Source organism: Paenibacillus amylolyticus, from assembly GCF_047302515.1.
Lineage (GTDB): Bacteria > Bacillota > Bacilli > Paenibacillales > Paenibacillaceae > Paenibacillus > Paenibacillus amylolyticus_G.
The window spans coordinates 2,306,733-2,325,048 of sequence record NZ_CP168019.1 but is presented as its reverse complement, the minus strand read 5'-3'; the positions used below and the strand labels follow the sequence as shown (position 1 = coordinate 2,325,048).

General features: G+C 46.4%; 10 protein-coding genes. 5 read left to right on the top strand and 5 right to left on the bottom strand.

Annotated elements, in window-relative coordinates:
* Nucleotides 1–6: 6 nt before the first annotated feature.
* The 3 genes from sdaAB to ACDJ59_RS09960 form a co-directional block, all read right to left on the bottom strand.
* Nucleotides 7–675 carry an L-serine ammonia-lyase, iron-sulfur-dependent subunit beta gene (sdaAB, locus tag ACDJ59_RS09970; protein WP_413408670.1) on the bottom strand — a complete coding sequence of 223 codons (669 nt, stop codon included), beginning with the start codon at nt 673–675 and terminating at the stop codon, nt 7–9.
* 4 nt (nt 676–679) lie between these two features.
* Nucleotides 680–2,122 carry a M20 family metallopeptidase gene (locus ACDJ59_RS09965; protein WP_413408669.1) on the bottom strand — a complete coding sequence of 481 codons (1,443 nt, stop codon included), beginning with the start codon at nt 2,120–2,122 and terminating at the stop codon, nt 680–682.
* A 94-nt stretch (nt 2,123–2,216) separates the two neighbouring features.
* Nucleotides 2,217–3,461 (bottom strand): MFS transporter, encoded by a 1,245-nt coding sequence (locus tag ACDJ59_RS09960; RefSeq protein ID WP_413408668.1) that lies wholly within the window; start codon nt 3,459–3,461, stop codon nt 2,217–2,219.
* Between the two features lie 146 nt (nt 3,462–3,607).
* On the opposite strand from ACDJ59_RS09960, the gene ACDJ59_RS09955 reads away from it, so the two are divergent.
* Nucleotides 3,608–5,677 (top strand): helix-turn-helix domain-containing protein, encoded by a 2,070-nt coding sequence (locus ACDJ59_RS09955; protein ID WP_413408667.1) that lies wholly within the window; start codon nt 3,608–3,610, stop codon nt 5,675–5,677.
* A 23-nt stretch (nt 5,678–5,700) separates the two neighbouring features.
* On the opposite strand, the gene ACDJ59_RS09950 is transcribed toward ACDJ59_RS09955, so the two are convergent.
* Nucleotides 5,701–6,315 (bottom strand): TetR/AcrR family transcriptional regulator, encoded by a 615-nt coding sequence (locus ACDJ59_RS09950; protein WP_413408666.1) that lies wholly within the window; start codon nt 6,313–6,315, stop codon nt 5,701–5,703.
* A gap of 176 nt (nt 6,316–6,491) precedes the next feature.
* Here ACDJ59_RS09950 and ACDJ59_RS09945 point away from each other — a divergent pair, with 176 nt between their 5' ends.
* A complete protein-coding gene (locus ACDJ59_RS09945; protein WP_076210575.1) occupies nt 6,492–7,229 on the top strand; it encodes an SDR family NAD(P)-dependent oxidoreductase in 738 nt (245 codons plus the stop codon).
* A 130-nt stretch (nt 7,230–7,359) separates the two neighbouring features.
* On the opposite strand, the gene ACDJ59_RS09940 is transcribed toward ACDJ59_RS09945, so the two are convergent.
* On the bottom strand, nt 7,360–8,232 hold the full coding sequence (locus ACDJ59_RS09940; protein ID WP_047843149.1) for a helix-turn-helix transcriptional regulator: 873 nt from the start codon (nt 8,230–8,232) through the stop codon (nt 7,360–7,362).
* A 208-nt stretch (nt 8,233–8,440) separates the two neighbouring features.
* Here ACDJ59_RS09940 and ACDJ59_RS09935 point away from each other — a divergent pair, with 208 nt between their 5' ends.
* From ACDJ59_RS09935 to ACDJ59_RS09925, 3 genes are all read left to right on the top strand, one after another.
* Nucleotides 8,441–14,824: a GDSL-type esterase/lipase family protein gene (locus tag ACDJ59_RS09935; RefSeq protein WP_413408665.1), complete on the top strand. Its 6,384-nt coding sequence runs from the start codon at nt 8,441–8,443 to the stop codon at nt 14,822–14,824.
* 285 nt (nt 14,825–15,109) lie between these two features.
* Nucleotides 15,110–16,822, top strand: a complete 1,713-nt coding sequence (locus ACDJ59_RS09930) for a histidine kinase (protein ID WP_413408664.1) — start codon at nt 15,110–15,112, stop codon at nt 16,820–16,822.
* Nucleotides 16,819–18,225, top strand: coding sequence for a response regulator transcription factor (locus ACDJ59_RS09925; protein ID WP_413408663.1), 1,407 nt, complete (start codon nt 16,819–16,821; stop codon nt 18,223–18,225). The genes ACDJ59_RS09930 and ACDJ59_RS09925 overlap by 4 nt, the downstream gene beginning before the upstream one ends.
* Nucleotides 18,226–18,316 lie beyond the last annotated feature (91 nt).

Below are 18,316 nucleotides of genomic sequence, written 5' to 3'. Positions count from 1 at the left end.
TTTAAGCTATAGACAGAGTAGAGTGACATCATGGACTTCCGGGAGCACCTCAATCTGGCGGACCACGACAGGATCCATCTTGCCATCACACTCCAGTACCATCATGGCTTCGCCGCGTCGGTTCTTTCGATCGACGGACATGTGTCCAATATTAATATGATTATCCACGAGCAACCGAGTGACGACAGCAATGACACCCGGTTCATCGCTATGACGGATGATGAGTGTAGGGTAGAGCGCCGTCAACTTGAGGTTGTAGCCGTTGATCCGGACGATTTCGATATTCCCTCCGCCGATCGACGTGCCTACCATATTCAATATGCGATTTCCCGCAGCGTTGGTTAATACAATCTCGGCCGTGTTCGGATGAGGGTACAGACCTGTCCCTGGACGGATGATGGTTTCCATACCGGCAGTGTCTGCATGGGCAAATGCATCAGGTAGTCTCGGGTCATCCGTGTCCATGTCGAGCAGACCGCCGACAATGGCGGTGTCGGTTCCATGTCCTTTGTACGTTGCGGCAAAAGAACCAAACATGAGGATCTCCGCATGTGAAGGACATTCCCCGAACAGATGTCTAGCCGTCCGTCCAATCCGTGCTGCTCCAGCGGTATGGGAGCTTGAAGGTCCAACCATGGCTGGACCGATAATGGAAAATACGTCTTTGAACCTCACTGTCTTATTCTCCCCGTTTCGGAGGTTGCACATCTGCCGGAACGAGACAGTCGTAGGCTTCCCCACCGAGTCTGTCCAGTAATTCCTGCTGCGCTTCCTTGACGATCTCTGGATGTAAAATGGACTCAATGGCCGTAGCCGCCATCGCTTTGGCTGCAAGCAACATGCCTTTGTGAGCAAAGCTGCTCTTGCCCTGAGCAACGGTTTGCCATGCGTGAAGCGGCGTGCCAAACGCCATCGTGGTCGTGATACACTGCGCTGTCGGCACATTCCAGCTGACATCTGCTACATCGGTTGAACCACCCATGAACGTTTCCCGCTCGTCCGAATACGGAGCTATAAAGTTCGGAAGTGGTCGTTCAGCCAAAAGAGGCGCAAGTTCAGGGCCAACTAACGTACCAGCTTCCTGTTGGTTCTGCAGGGGCAACGTATCATAGATCGCTTTGGCATAATTGTATTCATCCTCTTCATACTGAGGTGCACCGAAGGCAACGAGATGTTGATGCATTATTTTTTCAAGCGTACTGTTCGGAATCAGGTTGGTGCAGGCGCCTTCATATTTGAAGTTCATCGTTGTTTCGGTCATCAGGGCGGCCCCTTCGGCCACTTTCACCAGACGTTCAAACAGACTGCGTACCTGTGCGCTCTTGGGAGCTCGAACGAGATAAGTGACCTCGGCTTCCGCTTGCACTACATTGGGAGCCAAGCCGCCTGAGTTCGTGATCGCATAATGAATTCTGGCCTGATCAATCATATGTTCACGCATATAGTTCGAACCGATATTCATCAGCTCAACTGCATCGAGAGCACTACGTCCCAGGTGAGGAGCGGCAGCAGCATGAGCACTAATGCCTTTAAAGGTAAATGTACCGTGAATGACAGCATTGGAGCTTCCATGCATAACGGCATTTAAGGAATGAGGATGCCAGGAGAGAGCAGCATCTACATCTTTAAAATAACCTTCGCGAGCCAGATACGTTTTACCATATCCACTTTCCTCTGCGGGACATCCGTAAAAGCGCACCGTCCCTGGGGTTTCCGGATGTTCCTGAAGATAGTCTTTGACCGCAACTGCGGCAGCTAATGCACCGATGCCGAGAAGATTATGCCCGCATCCATGACCGTTTCCACGCGGCTGAACAGGTTGATATGTGCTGATTCCGGCTTCCTGGCTAAGATCAGCCAGGGCATCATATTCGCCCAATAGAGCAATGACGGGCAACCCCGAACCAAAGGAAGCGATAAACCCAGTTTCCAATCCTGCCACACCTTTCTCAATCGTGAAGCCTTCGGATTCCAGCATCCCCATAAGCAGCTCTGCTGATTGGAATTCATCGAAACGGGTCTCTGCAAATCCCCAGATTTGGTCACTGGCATTGGTGAACATATCGCGTTTTCCCTCAATCGCTTCCGATATAAATTGAGTCAAATCTACAGTTGTAGTCATAATTATTTGCTCCTTTTATTCGTTAAAATGGTTGTATTTTCATATAGAACATGAACTAAATGTCGAAGTAACATGTGGCGGCAAACTCTTGTGTTTAGACCGCTTTTGCTTGCATCTCAGTTGTGTTATCCTGACCCGAATTCGAACGACGGGAGAACATCAGGGTAATGGAGCAGATCAGAGCGAAAGCGATCAGCATGATAAAGGCAGTGGCATAAGATCCTCCGGAAGCTTCAACCAGGAATCCGATCAGCATCGGAGTCAGGAAACCTGCAAGCTGAGCTCCTGTGTTAATGAATCCATTGGCTGTTGCGACGACAGATTCGGGCATCGTTTTAAGGGACTTCGAAATGATCAGTGTTGAGATAAATCCGGCCATTGCCGTAACGATTGTCATGTACGTAATGAATGTGGTGATGCTGCCCGCGGAGCCCATCAGATACAGGAACAAGGCCACAAGTACACCGAACACGGAAGCGATCATTCGATCTTTGCCTGCCGGGATGCGGTCAAGCACATATCCGCTGAGAATCATGGTGAAAATGCTAACCAAAGCCGGAATGGCAGCGAGCAGTCCCATTTGAGTCATATCCAGTCCCCGGACATTGACCATGTACGTCGGCATCCAGGATTGAAGCCCCCAGTTCACTGCATAAATGCTGAAGTAGCTGATGAACAAATTCCAGATCATAGGCGTCTTCAGGACGGTTTTCAGTGACGTTTTGGGTTGTTGGGCCGAGCCGGAGGTCGCAAGTGCAGGCTTGGCGGGTTCTTTTAATAAAAAGAACATCAAGGCTGTGATGAGGATCCCTACCGCACCAATGATATAGAACAGGTTGCGCCAGCCAATGGTTACAAGGGCATGTCCGGTTAGAATCGGAGTAATTACCCCCATAATGGCTGCGGATGACAGCATAATGGACATGGCTCCACTGCGTTGATTAATGGGAAAGTTCGTGGCAATCGCCTTGGAACCGGAAGGGAAGAAGCTGCCTTCTCCGATCCCAAACAGGAAACGAACAAAGATGAGTGAGAACAGCGACCAGGCTGAACCAGTCAGAATAGTGAACACAGACCAGGAGAATAAGGAAACGAGAATAACTTTCCGATAACCGAAACGGTCGGCGAGTGCTCCGCCTGGAATTTGCATAATGGCATATCCGAGAAAAAAGCTGCTGAGGATAATTCCTTGTGCAGAAGCACCTAGGCCCAGATCCTGAGTAATGCCTACAATGGCATAGTTGATGACGAAACGATCCAGGTTGCCAAGACACCAGCCGAGAAACAAGAGAGTGAGAACAATGTACTTGAAGTGTTTACTGTGCATGATTTTAGACATCGCGTTACCTTCTTTCTCATCAAATGTTAACTAAATTTCTGTGTTGCTTTAAAGTTACATGATGTAGGGGTTTCAAGACAATGTATATCTCTGTATAATTATCTGAATCATGATGTGAAAACCTACATTGACAGGAGGCGGCTGCATTGAATGGAATCTTACATAAAATCATGCAAGAACGCTTGGGGAACTGCGATTATGAGGTATGGATCAGCAGTAACTGGGCGGATTGGGTACTGATCGAAGCGATAGGCAGAAGAGAAAGTACACCGCCTTGTTTCGCGGAACAGCTTCCACTGCAACATCCCAAAGTAGAATGGGAATCAGAAGAAAATATGTTAGTTTTTCTTCCATACAATAACAATATATGTGTGGCTATCCGGGTATTTAAGAATTGGGAGTTTTCTGCGGAAGATTTAGTTACACTGTCGTCTTTGCTTTACCCATACTATACGGAAGCTGTGGCAAGCAAGAATGAACGAGCCTTGAATGAAATCATGAACAGTATCAGGGATGTGACTCAACTTCTGGATCTGAACGAGTTGCTTGGACGGATTTTGGTAAGTGCATTATCGGTTATCCCTTATGAGTGCATAGGTGTGTTGTGGAGATATGACCCTGCGATCGACGCGTTGACGGTCAAGGCAAGAGCAGGGGAGATGGGTGAAGGCATGCTGAGAATGAAACTGAAGCCAGGTGAAGGGATCATCGGGAACACCTTTAAGCGAGGTACACCAAAGCTCTACAACGGCTTATCTACAGTAGAAGACGACTTTGGCAATATGACATCGGAGAACAAATATCATCTGAATTCGGCGTATAATTTTCAAGATATAGGTTCAATTATTTCGGTGCCGATCAAGGTAGAAGGCCAATCGGATTGTGTGTTAATCGTTTATCAAAAAGGAAGGGTCCCGCTATTCACGGAGTCGGATGTTAGGCTACTGCAAAGCTTTGCAGATCAGGTTTCGATTGCGATCACCAATGCCAAACTGTACGAGAATCTGAGCAAACAGAACGAGACACTCATGAAACGGGATGAGATTCACTCCTCGCTTATGCGGCTTTCGCTGCAAAATAAGGGCGCGGTATCTATTGTTAACGAACTGGCACGTGTTATTGGCGTATCGATGACCTTTGTGGATTTTATCGACAACGAATGGATTCCGAAACGCAGCAAAATCATGAATGGCTGGAATGCAGAAAGTCTTCGCAGCTTGTACGAATCCTTGCATCATCCGGATTATCTGACGTGTATCGAGGGAGTAGCCGACCGATCGTATCAATATCTATATCCGATTGCTTCAGCCAATCAGTGCCTTGGTTATCTTATTATCCAGATGAACACAAAGCTTGAACCATTGCAGTTAATTGCGCTGGAGCAGGGAAGCTCCATTTTGGCCCTGGAATTAATGCGCAAACAGTCTCTGGCCGAATTTTATTTTAAAAAAACACAGCAATTTTTCAACGACTTGAGGCTCAGTCAGGATTCAGAGGATTATTGGCAGAAGTCCGGGGAGATCGGAATCGTTCCTTCAACCTCCATCGTGGTGGGACTGCTGGAGTTTGCGGAGTGGGTCAACCCTTCTACGCTTAGCGCGTTGTCTGTTCAATTGGTAGCTTATCTAAGAGAGAAAATGCCAGCAGGAGCGCTGCCCATTGCGTTTGGCAATGAAAGACGAATTACAGTACTGCTTATGCTAAACGAGTCGCACAAGCCAGGCAAACTGGAACAACAGTTCAGCGCATTACTGCCGGAGTGGGAACATCGTAATCATGTGAAATTGTTGGGGGGATTAAGTTCAGTGCGGTCTGGGGTCGATGCCATTAATACGGGATACCAGGAAGCGGACAAGGCGCTTGCATACCAGAAGACAAGAGGAGAACAGGGGACGATCCGATATACGGATATTGGTGTTAACCGGTTGTTTATCCGGCAACCGGCTGAGGATTTAAATGCATTTATGGCAGAGATATTTGAGCCGCTTCGGCCTGCCAAAGGGCAGACCGGCGGACTAGAGGAAACTCTCATGACGTATATGGCGTGCGGAAGTTCTGCGGTCCAAGCTGCGGCAGCACTTCATATTCATATCAATACTTTGTATCAGCGTATTCATAAAATCGAAGAGATTCTGGGCATGTCCCTGAGTAATCAGGAGCATCTGCTCCATCTGCAACTGGCCTGTTATCTAAGGCAGACATATCGTTCATCGTGATGTTCAAATCAACTTACTTGAGATCATGATTCAAACGTATTACCGACATAATGAAAAGAGTGAATATGCGTTTTGGTGAGTTCAATCACGTTTTTGATAAATGCCTCACGTGATTCACGATATCCGCTTAATATCCAATTGTTTAATAGTCCAAAAAAACCGTAGGCGGTATAGTACTTGAAATAATCCATATTAACTGGGGAGTTGTTGATCGTCTCAAAGACAAATTGCTCCTGATAGATTTTGAGTATGGTCTGTGGAAAGCCTGTATGTAAACCGGGTAACGTATCATCGTATTGAATCAGTTCGAAGAAGTCACGGTGCTCGTAGATATAATCCACGATTTGAAAAGATTCGGCATCCAGCTTGTTTGTTGAAACCTTTTGACCGTGCCAATAAGGTTTGCCTACTGCGCCTCTCAATCCTTCGAGTGTCAAAATCAACAACTCTTCGGCGAGAATATATTTATCCTGGTAGTGTAAATAAAACGTGCTGCGATTATAACCCGCCTGATCAACGATGTCTTTGACAGAAACACCATGGAATCCTTTTTTCTTAATGAGCTGAATCAGAGCAGTTTTTAGGTGCTCCTTGGTTCGATTACGATGTTGAGATGTCACAATAAGTTCATTATTCATTCAAAAAAACTCCTATAAATATAGACATAGTTTTATAAAGTGTCTACGAGGTAGACACTTGGTCACATCTTAATGATTGGAATGTTACAATTTTAAGCATAAAATAAGTTTTGTAAACATCATATAGCACTATTTATATAGGCGCTATTCAAAATATTATACTGGGGGATTTATTCATGGGCAAACTTCAAGATAAAGTTGCAGTCATCACAGGAGGAGCATCCGGGATTGGCGCAGCGACAGCTCGCTTATTCGTTTCCGAAGGAGCTAAAGTGGTCTTGGTGGATCTGAATGAAGAAAAAGGCAAGGCGTTTGAGCAGGAACTGAAAGCGCTTAAAGCAGAAGCTCTCTTTATTAAAGCAAACATAACAAGTGAAGAAGAGGTTTCTGAGATTTTCAAACAAACCGTAGAAGCATTTGGTCAAGTGGATATCGTATTCAACAATGCGGGAATCGGACGTGTTCATCCGACGCATGAGCTTGATTATGCCGAATGGCGCAATACAGTCAATGTTGATCTGGACGGCGTATTTTTGGTCGCTCGTGAATCGATTCGCGAAATGCTCAAAATTGGTGGAGGCACAATCGTCAACACGGCTTCCATGTACGGATGGGTTGGTTCGCCTGGTTCAGCAGCCTACAATGCAGCTAAAGGCGGCGTTGTAAACCTGACTCGTTCGCTTGCGCTGGAGTATGCTGAGCAGAATATTCGGGTGAACTCGCTTTGCCCAGGCTTTATCGATACACCGATTATCCCGGAAGAGAGCAAGCAAGCACTTTCTGCGGCAACACCAATGAAACGTCTGGGTCAAGCAGAAGAGATGGCCAAAGCCGTTCTGTTCCTAGCTAGCGACGATTCTTCATATATGACAGGAAATAGCCTGATCATAGATGGAGGATACACCGCTCAATAAGTGCAGCGATTGTCGAAGCACACAAAGAACATAGTTCCATTAAAAGTCGCTATTCTAGCGGCTTTTTTTTATTGTATTGGTATAAGAGCAAGTTCCCAATCCAAGGACAACTAGCAAACAGCGAATTTAGCTATTCATAATAGATGGCCTCATAAGGAAACTCTAACTTATTCAAGCGATATTCTTTGGGTGACATGGACATATATTGACGGAAAACTTTGCCGAAATAGCTGGGACTCTCAAAACCGCATTGTTGACCAATTTGGGAAATCGGAAGTTCCGTCGTGCGGAGTAGTCGGATTGCAACTTCAATCCGTCTGTCTTTGAGATAGGCTAGCGGTGATGTTTTCTCTGATTTCTGAAATAACCTGCACAAGTAGTGTTTATTGATATCGCAATGGCTGGCTAGAAGATCCAACGTCAATGGAGATGCATAATTCTCTCGGATGAACTTTTTACATTTCTCAATCGTTGTTATGGATAGGGCACCGATATCCTTCTCCGCATCCCGACTCGTCTGTACCAGGATCAGCAACCACCGATAGACTTGCATGGACAAGCGATACTTGTCCGTAACCTTCTCTTGATGAATCAAATGGATAATTTGCCATAACTCTTGAATCAAGGGAGAGTCTGCGTTTCGTCGAATGACATGTCCCTCATTATCATGCATCATATCCCAAATTCGATTGGCTTCATCCCCGCGAATGTTGATCCATATAAATTCCCATGGTTCGTTGTTCTCTTGTTTATAGTAATAGCAATGTTCTCCTGCAATTTTGACAAGTAGGGCATGCCCCTTCGGTAAAGGGAGCGTTTGATTGTCAATATCCAGATAACCCTGACCATTCAGTGTGTATTGAAAAACGACATGCCCCGGGTCTGGTCTATCATCACTTGGACAACGATATTCCTCGCTAGAAACGATCTGCCATCCAATAGAGTCCAGTGTCATGATTGATGTATCATCATTACGAAAAGCATAAGAAACCGTATGAACCATCGTTTCATCTCCTTCCTAAAAAAGTCAATTATCTTATATAATACGTCACATTTTTTAGATTGTCTGTCTTTTTTTAGACCTGTAAGATAAATGTAAGCGGTAACATAAAGAGGAGGTGGCTGTAAATTGTGTTCATATGACAACAAGCAGGGCAGGATCGAACTGATGATTCTAAAAATGAATTTTTAGATAAGGAGGAGTTAATCGAATGATCCGAAGAACTGTTTCCATCCAGAAATCGATGTTTGTCTCTTTTTTAGCACTCCTTATGGTTATTTCACTGGCTGTCCCTCCGGCGCCGATACGTGCAGAGTCATCAAGTAGCCAGCCGGGTCGCCAAGCTGAGTATCTTAACCGGGGTTTGGTTGCGGTTCTTGTAGACAACGGCGTTTTTTTAAGCTGGAGGTATTTAAACAACGATCCAGATGATATCGCTTTCAATATATATAAAAATGGAACCAAAGTGAACACATCACCCATAAGCGATGTGACGAACTATGTGGACACCACTGGTTTCGACAGCTCGCAATATCAGATCTCCACCGTTATTGCAGGCAAAGAGCAAATGCAACCGGAGGTTGTATCAGTCTGGCATAACGATTATCTCCCTATTCCGCTCGATAAACCAGCCGATGGCCGGACTAAGGACGGCGGAACATACTCCTATTATGCAGGAGATGCTTCCGTAGCTGACTTGGACGGGGATGGTGAATATGAAATTGTTTTCCTGTGGAGTCCGAGCAATTCAAAGGACAATTCGCAGGCAGGTTATACCGGCAATGTGTATATCGATGCTATCAAACTGGATGGCACCAAGCTGTGGAGAATTGACTTGGGAGTCAACATCCGCGCAGGAGCGCATTATACGCAGTTAATGGTGTATGACCTCGATGGCAACGGAAAGGCCGAGGTTGTTGTCAAGACGGCGGACGGCACAAAGGATGGCCAAGGCACAGTCATTGGTGATGGCACGAAGGATTATCGCAACGACGGCGGATACATACTGTCAGGTCCAGAATATCTCACGCTGTTTAACGGTGAGACTGGCGCGGCTGTATCCACCGTGAATTATGATCCGCCAAGAGGCAACGTCAACGATTGGGGTGACGGCTATGGCAACCGTGTAGATCGGTTCCTTGGCGCGATTGCTTATCTGGACGGTACGAAGCCAAGTGTCGTAATGAGCCGGGGTTATTATACCCGCACAGTGCTTGTTGCTTATGATTATGTTGGCGGGGAACTCGTCAAACGCTGGACGTTCGATACAAACCAAGCAGGATCACAATATCAATCACAGGGCAACCATAATCTAAGTGTGCTGGATGTCGACAAGGACGGCAAGGACGAAATTATGTTTGGCGCCTTGGCCATTGATGATGACGGCAGCTTGCTGTACAGCACTGGACTCGGCCACGGTGACGCCATGCACGCCGGCCAGCTCGATCCGAACCGGGAGGGCTATCAGGTCGTAAGCGTGCACGAGCATTCGGATGCAGCATACGGACTGGAGATGCGCAATGCGGCAACAGGTGAAATCCTCTGGGGTGAGAAAACAGGTTTTGACACCGGTCGCGGGATGTCGGCGGACATTGATCCGAACTATCCAGGTTACGAATCATGGGCCACGACCGTTACCAACGGGCAAAGTGTACCTGTAACCAATACCTATTCAGCAGCAGGAGAGGCTATCTATACTGTGGAGGAAGGGCCCAAAACCGCCAATTTCGCCATCTGGTGGGATGGAGATCTTCAGCGGGAGCTGTTGGACCATGAGTGGGATAATAGCACAGCCAAAGGAATTCCGCTCATCTATAAGTGGGATTACCAAAACAAAAAGCTGAATGAAATCTTCCGGGCAACCGGTACGTTAACGAACAACCATACCAAAGGCAATCCGGCACTTCAGGCGGACATTCTGGGTGACTGGCGTGAGGAGCTTCTGCTGCGGAGCGAAGATAGTTCGGAGTATCGTCTCTACACAACGACCATTCCTTCAGACTATCGCATCCCTACGCTGATGCAGGACCCTGTGTATCGACTTGGCGTAGCCTGGCAAAATGTAGCCTACAACCAGCCGCCTCATACCGGCTTTTATCTTGGAGCGGAAGCTACAGCATTCCCTAAAGCCGATCTGGCGCTGACTCGCGAAGCTGAAATGCTGGAGCCGGTCTACCGCTTTAATTTCGGTACAGAGACTGCGTCAGGAAGTACGAACATACAGGATACGCTCTACGCACAAGATCCGGGATACGGCTTCAAGGATACAAGTGGTGTTACGGTAGGGGCAAACCAGGTCTCGGTCGCTACAGGTACGACATTTGCTGTTGACCTGCCAAATGCCAACTATAAGGTGACGCTGCGATTGGGCAATGATGCAAATGACTCGAACGTTGGAGTCAAATCCGAATTCGTCCAGAAGCTCGCCTTAACCAATGTGACAGCAGGAGCACCACTGGAGTATTCCTATGATGTTGCATTGGTGGATGGACAGCTCGATCTTCTCTTCACGGGTACAGCCATAGACATCCAAGACGTCATCATCGAGAAATATCCAGAGAAAGCGGCTGGTGCGGCAACAACGATCTATATGGCTGGTGATTCAACCATGCAATCGTACAGTGAAGCGCAGGCTCCTCAAGAAGGATGGGGGCAGCAGTTCGGACGTTATTTCTCCAATGGGGCAGTGATCGTGAACGATGCGATCGGTGGCCGAAGCAGTAAATCCTTTATGGTAGACGGTCGTCTGGATACGATCCTGCAACGAATTAAGCCGGGGGACTTTTTCTTCATTTCCTTTGGTCATAACGACGCCAGTGCAGGGATACCGGACCGTTACGCATCACCAGAGGACTATAAGATTTACTTGGCTCGTTATGTAAACGGTGCCAAACAGCGCGGCGCTACACCGGTATTGCTCACTCCGGTTGGACGCAGAGATTTCAACACGGTGACTCAAGAATTCAACGTCAGCTTCCCGGCATACGTTCAGGCTGCCAAAGAAGTGGCGGAGGAGCAGGACGTGCCGCTGATTGATCTCAGCAAGTTGAGTATTGCTTACTACGACAAAATTGGAAATACAGCTACGGAAAAAGTGTTCCTATATGCTAATCCGGGTGAATATCCAAAATACCCGAATGGGATCAACGATAATACGCATTTCAGCAGCTATGGTGCACAGAAAATTGCCGGACTCGTTGCTGGTGCAGTTAAAGACATGGAGCTGAGCATTTCATCACTGGTCATCGACCCGGATATTTCCGAACCCGAGCCAGAGCCGGAAGCCCAGCTATATGAGGAGGACTTTGAAGGCGACGCTGCCAACTACCAATATGCTATGGTCAATGCCACGGGTATTGCAGGAACCATGACGGGAACCGTTGTTGAACAGTCTGGAAATAAATTACTGTCCGTCGCGGGTTCCGGATCGGGCAATCGGGCCAAGGTATTCCGTCTGTTTGATGCCGTAAACGGCGATCAGGTGAACGTGAACTTTGACTGGCAATCCGGTAATGTGAGTGCCTATCCATCAGAAGGTCATCTCACAATACAGGATTCTAACGAAAATGCCCTGTTCACGCTGTATACCAAAACCGGAAGCACCAAAATTCATTATTTTGTCGGTGCATATAACCCAGACTACGGCACAGGGGATACAGCCATACCCGAAGGGGGAACGACTACAGATATTTCGAAGAACCAGTGGGTCAATGTGGATGCAACCGTTAATTTTCCCGAGAAAACATTGGATCTGACATTAACGAACTTAGCCGATCCGACAGTTACCCAAACGATTGCAGATATCTCGCTGAGTTCCGCCGCATATGCGGACAACGTCAGATCCATGCGGTTCCTGGGAACAAGAAAAGGTGGTGGAGGCACGTTGAACTGGACTACCCAGATCGACAACGTGCGAATTGAAGGCACTCAGCTCTCTTCGGAGAGCGGCGATCAGACGGCCTTAATCGCTCTGTACGATGAGATCAAAGCACTGAATCTGTCGGATTATACAGATGCATCGAAGGCCGTGGTGAACCGGGCTTTGGCAGCTGCGGAAGCTATATTCAATACGGAAGCCACCCAGGCTAAAGTTGACCATACGTTTAACATGTTAACTGTGGCGAAGGATTCATTGACAAGTGAACCAAGCGAAGAGATAAGTGAATACAAATTTGACTTTGGTTCTGGCAATGCAGCCGACGGATACATCAAGGTAGATGCCAAAAGAGCGTACATTGAAGGCAATGGGTACGGCTTTGCTGATACTGCGCTGACCAAAGATGAGAACCGGGGAACCGGAGATTTGCTCAAGGAAGATCTCACACGAGTAAACGGTACCTCTTTCCTGACGGAAATGGAGCCGGCGAATTACCGGGTAACGATGACCATCGGGGATGCGCAGGAATCAACCAGCGCAAATGTGGTTGTAGAGCAGATGACAAAGCTGCCGCTTACAAGCATTGCCAAGGGCGAATTCAAAGAAATCACGTATGACGTTGCCCTGATTGATGGGGTATTTAACTTCAACTTTACCGGAAATGCACCGAAAATCAATGCGCTGAAGCTGGAGCGACTGCCAGATCACAGTGCAAGCGATAAACCAGTTATTTATTTGGCCAGCGATTCCACTGTAGCCAATTACGCGGAAAACTATCGTCCGCAAGCGGGCTGGGGAGAAACGTTGGGTGAATATTTTGATCCAAATGAAGTCAGTATTGATAACCGGGCAGTTGGAGGTTTGAGCAGTAAGACCTTCCTGGTCGGTGGATATCTCAACGATATTTTACTCGACATTCAAGAAGGCGATTATCTATTCATGCAGTGGTCTCATAACGATTCCACACCTTCACGTCCAGAGCGTTATCTTACACCAGAGCAATTTAAGGTATATCTGAAAGAATACATTAACGGTGCTCTGCAGAGAGGTGCGATTCCGGTTCTGGTCACACCAGTGAACCGTCGTGATTTTACCGGAGAGGTGCTGAACAAAAGCTTCCCGGAATACGTACAGGCGATGAAAGAAACGGCGCAGGAAACGGAAACGCTTATCATCGATCTGAACCAAGCCAGTTGGGAGCATTTCCAGGAGCTTGGCACAGAAGGAACCAAATCGATATTCATGTGGGTAGGCACAACGGAAGACAATACACATTTGCAAATGAACGGTGCAATCAAGGTGTCTGAACTCGTAGCACACCTTGTGAAGGAATTGAATATACCTTTATCTGATTTTGTTACGTTGGAAGGAGAATCTCCGGAGCAGAAGGCCCCGCATACTACGGCAACTGTGGAAGGAGAATTGCAAAACGGCTGGTATACTTCTCCGGCACAAGTAACCTTCACAGCAAGCGATGAAGATTCCGATATCGAAGGGACCTATTATCAAATTAATGGTGGCGAAACGGTGAGTGGCACACAGTTGACCCTAACTGAAGAAGGAACACATACCATCACCTACTGGAGCGTCGATGTTGACGGTAACAAAGAGAGCGAACAGTCTTTGTCCATATCCATTGATCTCGTACCTCCAACCATTGAAATTCATGGTCAAACCGAATACACCATTGATCAGCAGGTGGAAATTGGCTATACAGCCTCCGATTCGGTATCCGGTGTAGAAGAACCAGAGGGTGTGCTTATCGACACTCCTGCGTATACACTGGAACCCGGACTGAACCAGGTTACGGCAACCGTCTCCGATTTGGCTGGGTGGGAACAGACGGTAGAATATAGTTTTGCAGTTATTACTACATTCGACAGCCTGATTAATCTGACCAACACCTTTGCTGATGAATCGATCGATCCTAATGCCAGCATTCTTGCTGATCAGCTCACAAACACGTTACAGCAGGCCAAACAGGCAGCAAACGATCGTGAAGGAGCAAAAGCGCGTCAATTGCTTGCATCCTTCGGTAATGACGTTCAAGCAGCTAGAGGAACCGTATTTACGGATGAGCAGACAAGTGTGCTGATTAAGTGGGAGGAATGGCTCCATCAGACAACGCCACTTGCAAACGGTGCCCCAGGCACCCCGGTGTTATCTGATAATAATGGTTACGACACGGGGCTCAAAGACGGCGACTACACAATCACGATGAATCTATGGTGGGGGAATAACGGCAATCAGTTCAAACTGTATGAGAACGGTGAATTGATTAAAGAAATTTCTCTGGTCGATCAATCCCCGTCCGCCCAATCTGTTCAAGTTGATATTACTGGAAAGAAAAATGGCACCTATATCTATACTGGAGAATTGATCAATGCACTGGGTTCAACCATGAGTGTTCCACTGACAGTCATCGTCACGGATGCTTCCCCGGGGCAAGCTGTTCTGTCGAACGACAACTGGGACGGTGACGGCAACTATAATGTCACCATGAATCTGTGGTGGGGAACAAACGCAACCGAATACGAACTTTACGAAAATGGTGTATCGATTGACACACAATCGCTGCAATCACATTCGCCTGGTGCACAGTCTGCGGTTACCTCAATCTCTGGAAGGGCACCTGGAATCTACGAGTATGAAGCTGTACTTCGTAATTCTTCAGGGGAAACCAGATCACACAAATTAAATGTGACGGTACGAGAGTAGACTGAAATGTTTGAGCATTCCATTAACAAGAAGTGATTACAACTGAAGTAAGGTACGCATATAAAAGTGCTATTCCTCATTATTTTGAGGAGTAGCACTTTTTATATGCGCACAGTATGAAAGCGTTTGACTTATTTGAATATCAATCTATAATGATGAAAGGAAATTGGACTTGGACGAGGCCTATGGAGAAAACGATAACCGGCATAGCTGTATGTATATCCACAGCAAGCTTCCATACGCAGGAGGCTTGCTGTTTCATTTTCAGAAGGAGAATAGGTTCCCATGACACTTAAAAAAAGAATCTTTTTACTGTTCTTTCTCAGTGCGTTTATCCCCTTTATCAGTATATTTGCGATTTCTTATTATACGATCGACTCCATTTTCGCAAATAAGATCGATGATGGTATCCGTAGCAATTTGCAGCAGGTGACATCATCATTGGAGAATTCCATCACCAATCTGAATCATGTTACGCAACAATTATCTTACAGGGGTACTTTAGGCAAAAGATTAGATGAATTCTTGAATCCGTCCTCCGATATCTTCGAACTGATTGAGGCCAGGGACGAATTAAAAAACGAGTTAAGTGTTGTGACCTTCACCAATCCTAATATCGGATTGACCCTATATTACTTTCAAAAAGAAGGTACTACTCAGTTCGGCAACTTTCCAATCAAGGATCGTTTCTCTCCTGAGTCTCTGCCTGTGCTCTTCCAAACCTATGGCATTAAGTACTATGGCCCCCATATGAGTATGAACCGATTTGATGATCAACTCGTTCTGTCTGCTATGCGTAAAGTACAACTATCCGAGAGGAACGACGTGTTCATTTACGTAGAATCAGGCTTTCGCCTCACTCAAGATATCTTGGGCTACAATCAATACAACGGCGCATTATCTCATCTCATCCTGGATGGTGAAGGCAACATTGTGTACAGCGAAATACCGGAAGCCATGAAGGTAGGGGAGAATTTCTCCAGCTTAACAGTAGATCCTGCCAAGGACGGGATATCCCGCGGGTATCACTGGTTCAAGGAGGATGCCTCACAGAAATGGAGTGTCGTATCGGTCATTTCGCAGGCCCAATATCAACAGGAGAAAAACCAATGGTTGCTTCAAATATTGCTGGTCGCTTTATTCTTCCTTGGTTTTACTGTATTTCTTGCTTGGCTTCTGTGGAAGATGGTGTACAAACCACTCGGCCTGTTCCATTCGGAAATCAATGGGATGTCCAAAAATCCACAAACAACAGGGAGACGAGCGCGAACTCAGATTCCTGAATTTGATTTTCTGTTGGGTGAATTTTCGAATATGCAGCATCAAATCGGTGACCTCTTCAGGGAAGTGCAGCAGAAAGAGAAGATTCGTGCAGACCTGGAAGTGGAAAAACTGCTCTATCAGATCAATCCACATTTTCTGATGAATACGCTGGATACGGTGCACTGGCTAGCGGTCATGAACGGACAAGGGGAGATCGACAAGCTGGTACAGTCGTTGAACAAACTGCTCTATTACAATTTGGGCAAATTAGGGCAAGTGTCCACAATGGAAGAGGAGATTGATGCGTTAAGGCAGTATCTGATTTTGCAGCAAATTCGTTATGACTTTGAATTTGACGTTCGCATTACTGCAGATGAACAAGTGCTTCAAATTCCTGTGCCCCGCTTTATTCTGCAACCTCTGGTTGAAAATTCGTTATATCATGGATTAAGTGACGAAGGTTTTATTCAGATTGAAGTGACATGCACTTCAACGTTGAACATTATGATACAAGATAATGGCGCAGGTATGACTGAGGAAACCATTCATAATCTGCTGAACAATCGTGAAGCTGAACAACAAAAAGTAGGGATGGGCATCGGACTCAATTACGTTCACCGCATGTTGAAGGCACAGTACGGGGATCAAGCACAACTGGTGATCGAGAGTGAATTGGGAACAGGGACAAGCATACTGCTCGTATTGCCTATTAAAGGAGAAGATATCTCGGCATGATTAAGGTATTGATTGTAGATGATGATAAGTTGGTACGTAAAGGCATTAGCTCTGCGATGCCATGGAACGAGTTCGACATGGAGGTTGTAGGAGAAGCAAGCAACGGGTTGAAAGCACTGGATTTTCTGAAAACCCAACCGGTCGATCTGATGCTAACGGATCTTGCGATGCCTGTCATGTCAGGGATCGAACTGATGCGAGCTGCGAGGCAGCTCTATCCCGAACTTCATATCGTTGTGTTAACCCTGCATCAGGATTTCGATTATATACAGGAAGCGCTAAGACTCGGAGCCATCGATTATATAGCCAAAGTGCAGCTGGAGAAAGAGCAATTCGAACATGTTCTGCAACGGATTCATACCCGAATTAACGGGTTGACAAGCACGATAAGAAAGATGCCTTCACAGAATGAAATCAATTTCCATTATCGAAATGTGTATGCTCTTGTTTCACAAGATCGGAAATCAGAGCATAAGTGGCCAATGGAGCTAACTGCGCATGAAGATGAGATAAGATGGGAGGTTGAGCGAAATAGCTGGATGTGGGCAGCTCCCGCGCACGAAGAGGATCAACTTTTTCATCAATTGAAGGAATCCCTGAATCAAGTTCCCCAGTGTACGTTGTTGGTTTTGTCTGATGTACAAGAGCGAACATGGTCGCAAATCAAAAACTGGATTATGAATTATACAGAGACGTCTTTATTCTATGCATACAACCCCAATAACCAAGTCATTGCCGTTTCGATGAATGAGGAAAATACATTTTCAAAAGAACCGCAGGATGAGGACCTTAATCGGATTAAGCAAAGTTGGTTCCAAACCCCATGGACCCACCACGACAGTTACTACAATCAACTCATTGATCAGTTTATATCCTTACGATTACATAAAGGTCAGTTGATGGGATTGCTGTACTCGATCGTGATGGAATGGAACCACCTTTTTGCCCAAACTACGCTTGGAAGAATCTCGATGATCCATTCTTTCGAGTCCTGGTACGAGGTTGAAGAATGGATTAAACAGACTGCTGTAAGCATTCGAAAGTCTGATGAACAGACTTCGTATTCACAGGAAATCATCGATGCCGTGAAAAAAGCAGTGATGATCGTGCAGCATGATTTGGAGCAGGCCTATACAGCTTCAGGTCTCTCCCAACAACTCAACATCAGCCGAAGTTATTTCAGTCAATGTTTCAAAGATCTGATGGGGAAAACCTTTAATGAGTACTCCCGCTTCATCCGGGTAGAGAAGTCCAAAGAGTACTTGCTCAATACGAATAATACGATTTTCTGGATTGCGGAGCGAGTGGGTTATACGGATGAAAAATATTTCAGCCGGATTTTCCGCGAACTGACAGGTCTTCTGCCAAGCGAATATCGGCAGCTAGGTAGAGGAAATAAATAGCCGACAGCTTCCTGTTTTAGGAGCTGCCGGCTTTTGTTTTTGATTAAGAGCAGGGGTAGATAGACGAATGTCGGTCAGTAGGTAGGGTAAA

Bases quoted from the DNA above. Each gene is read 5' to 3' on its own strand.
- ACDJ59_RS09965 (WP_413408669.1), bottom strand. From the start codon at position 2,122: ATGACTACAACTGTAGATTTGACTCAATTTATATCGGAAGCGATTGAG.
- ACDJ59_RS09960 (WP_413408668.1), bottom strand. From the start codon at position 3,461: ATGTCTAAAATCATGCACAGTAAACACTTCAAGTACATTGTTCTCACT.
- ACDJ59_RS09950 (WP_413408666.1), bottom strand. From the start codon at position 6,315: ATGAATAATGAACTTATTGTGACATCTCAACATCGTAATCGAACCAAG.
- ACDJ59_RS09945 (WP_076210575.1), top strand. From the start codon at position 6,492: ATGGGCAAACTTCAAGATAAAGTTGCAGTCATCACAGGAGGAGCATCC.
- ACDJ59_RS09940 (WP_047843149.1), bottom strand. From the start codon at position 8,232: ATGGTTCATACGGTTTCTTATGCTTTTCGTAATGATGATACATCAATC.
- ACDJ59_RS09935 (WP_413408665.1), top strand. From the start codon at position 8,441: ATGATCCGAAGAACTGTTTCCATCCAGAAATCGATGTTTGTCTCTTTT.
- ACDJ59_RS09930 (WP_413408664.1), top strand. From the start codon at position 15,110: ATGACACTTAAAAAAAGAATCTTTTTACTGTTCTTTCTCAGTGCGTTT.
- ACDJ59_RS09925 (WP_413408663.1), top strand. From the start codon at position 16,819: ATGATTAAGGTATTGATTGTAGATGATGATAAGTTGGTACGTAAAGGC.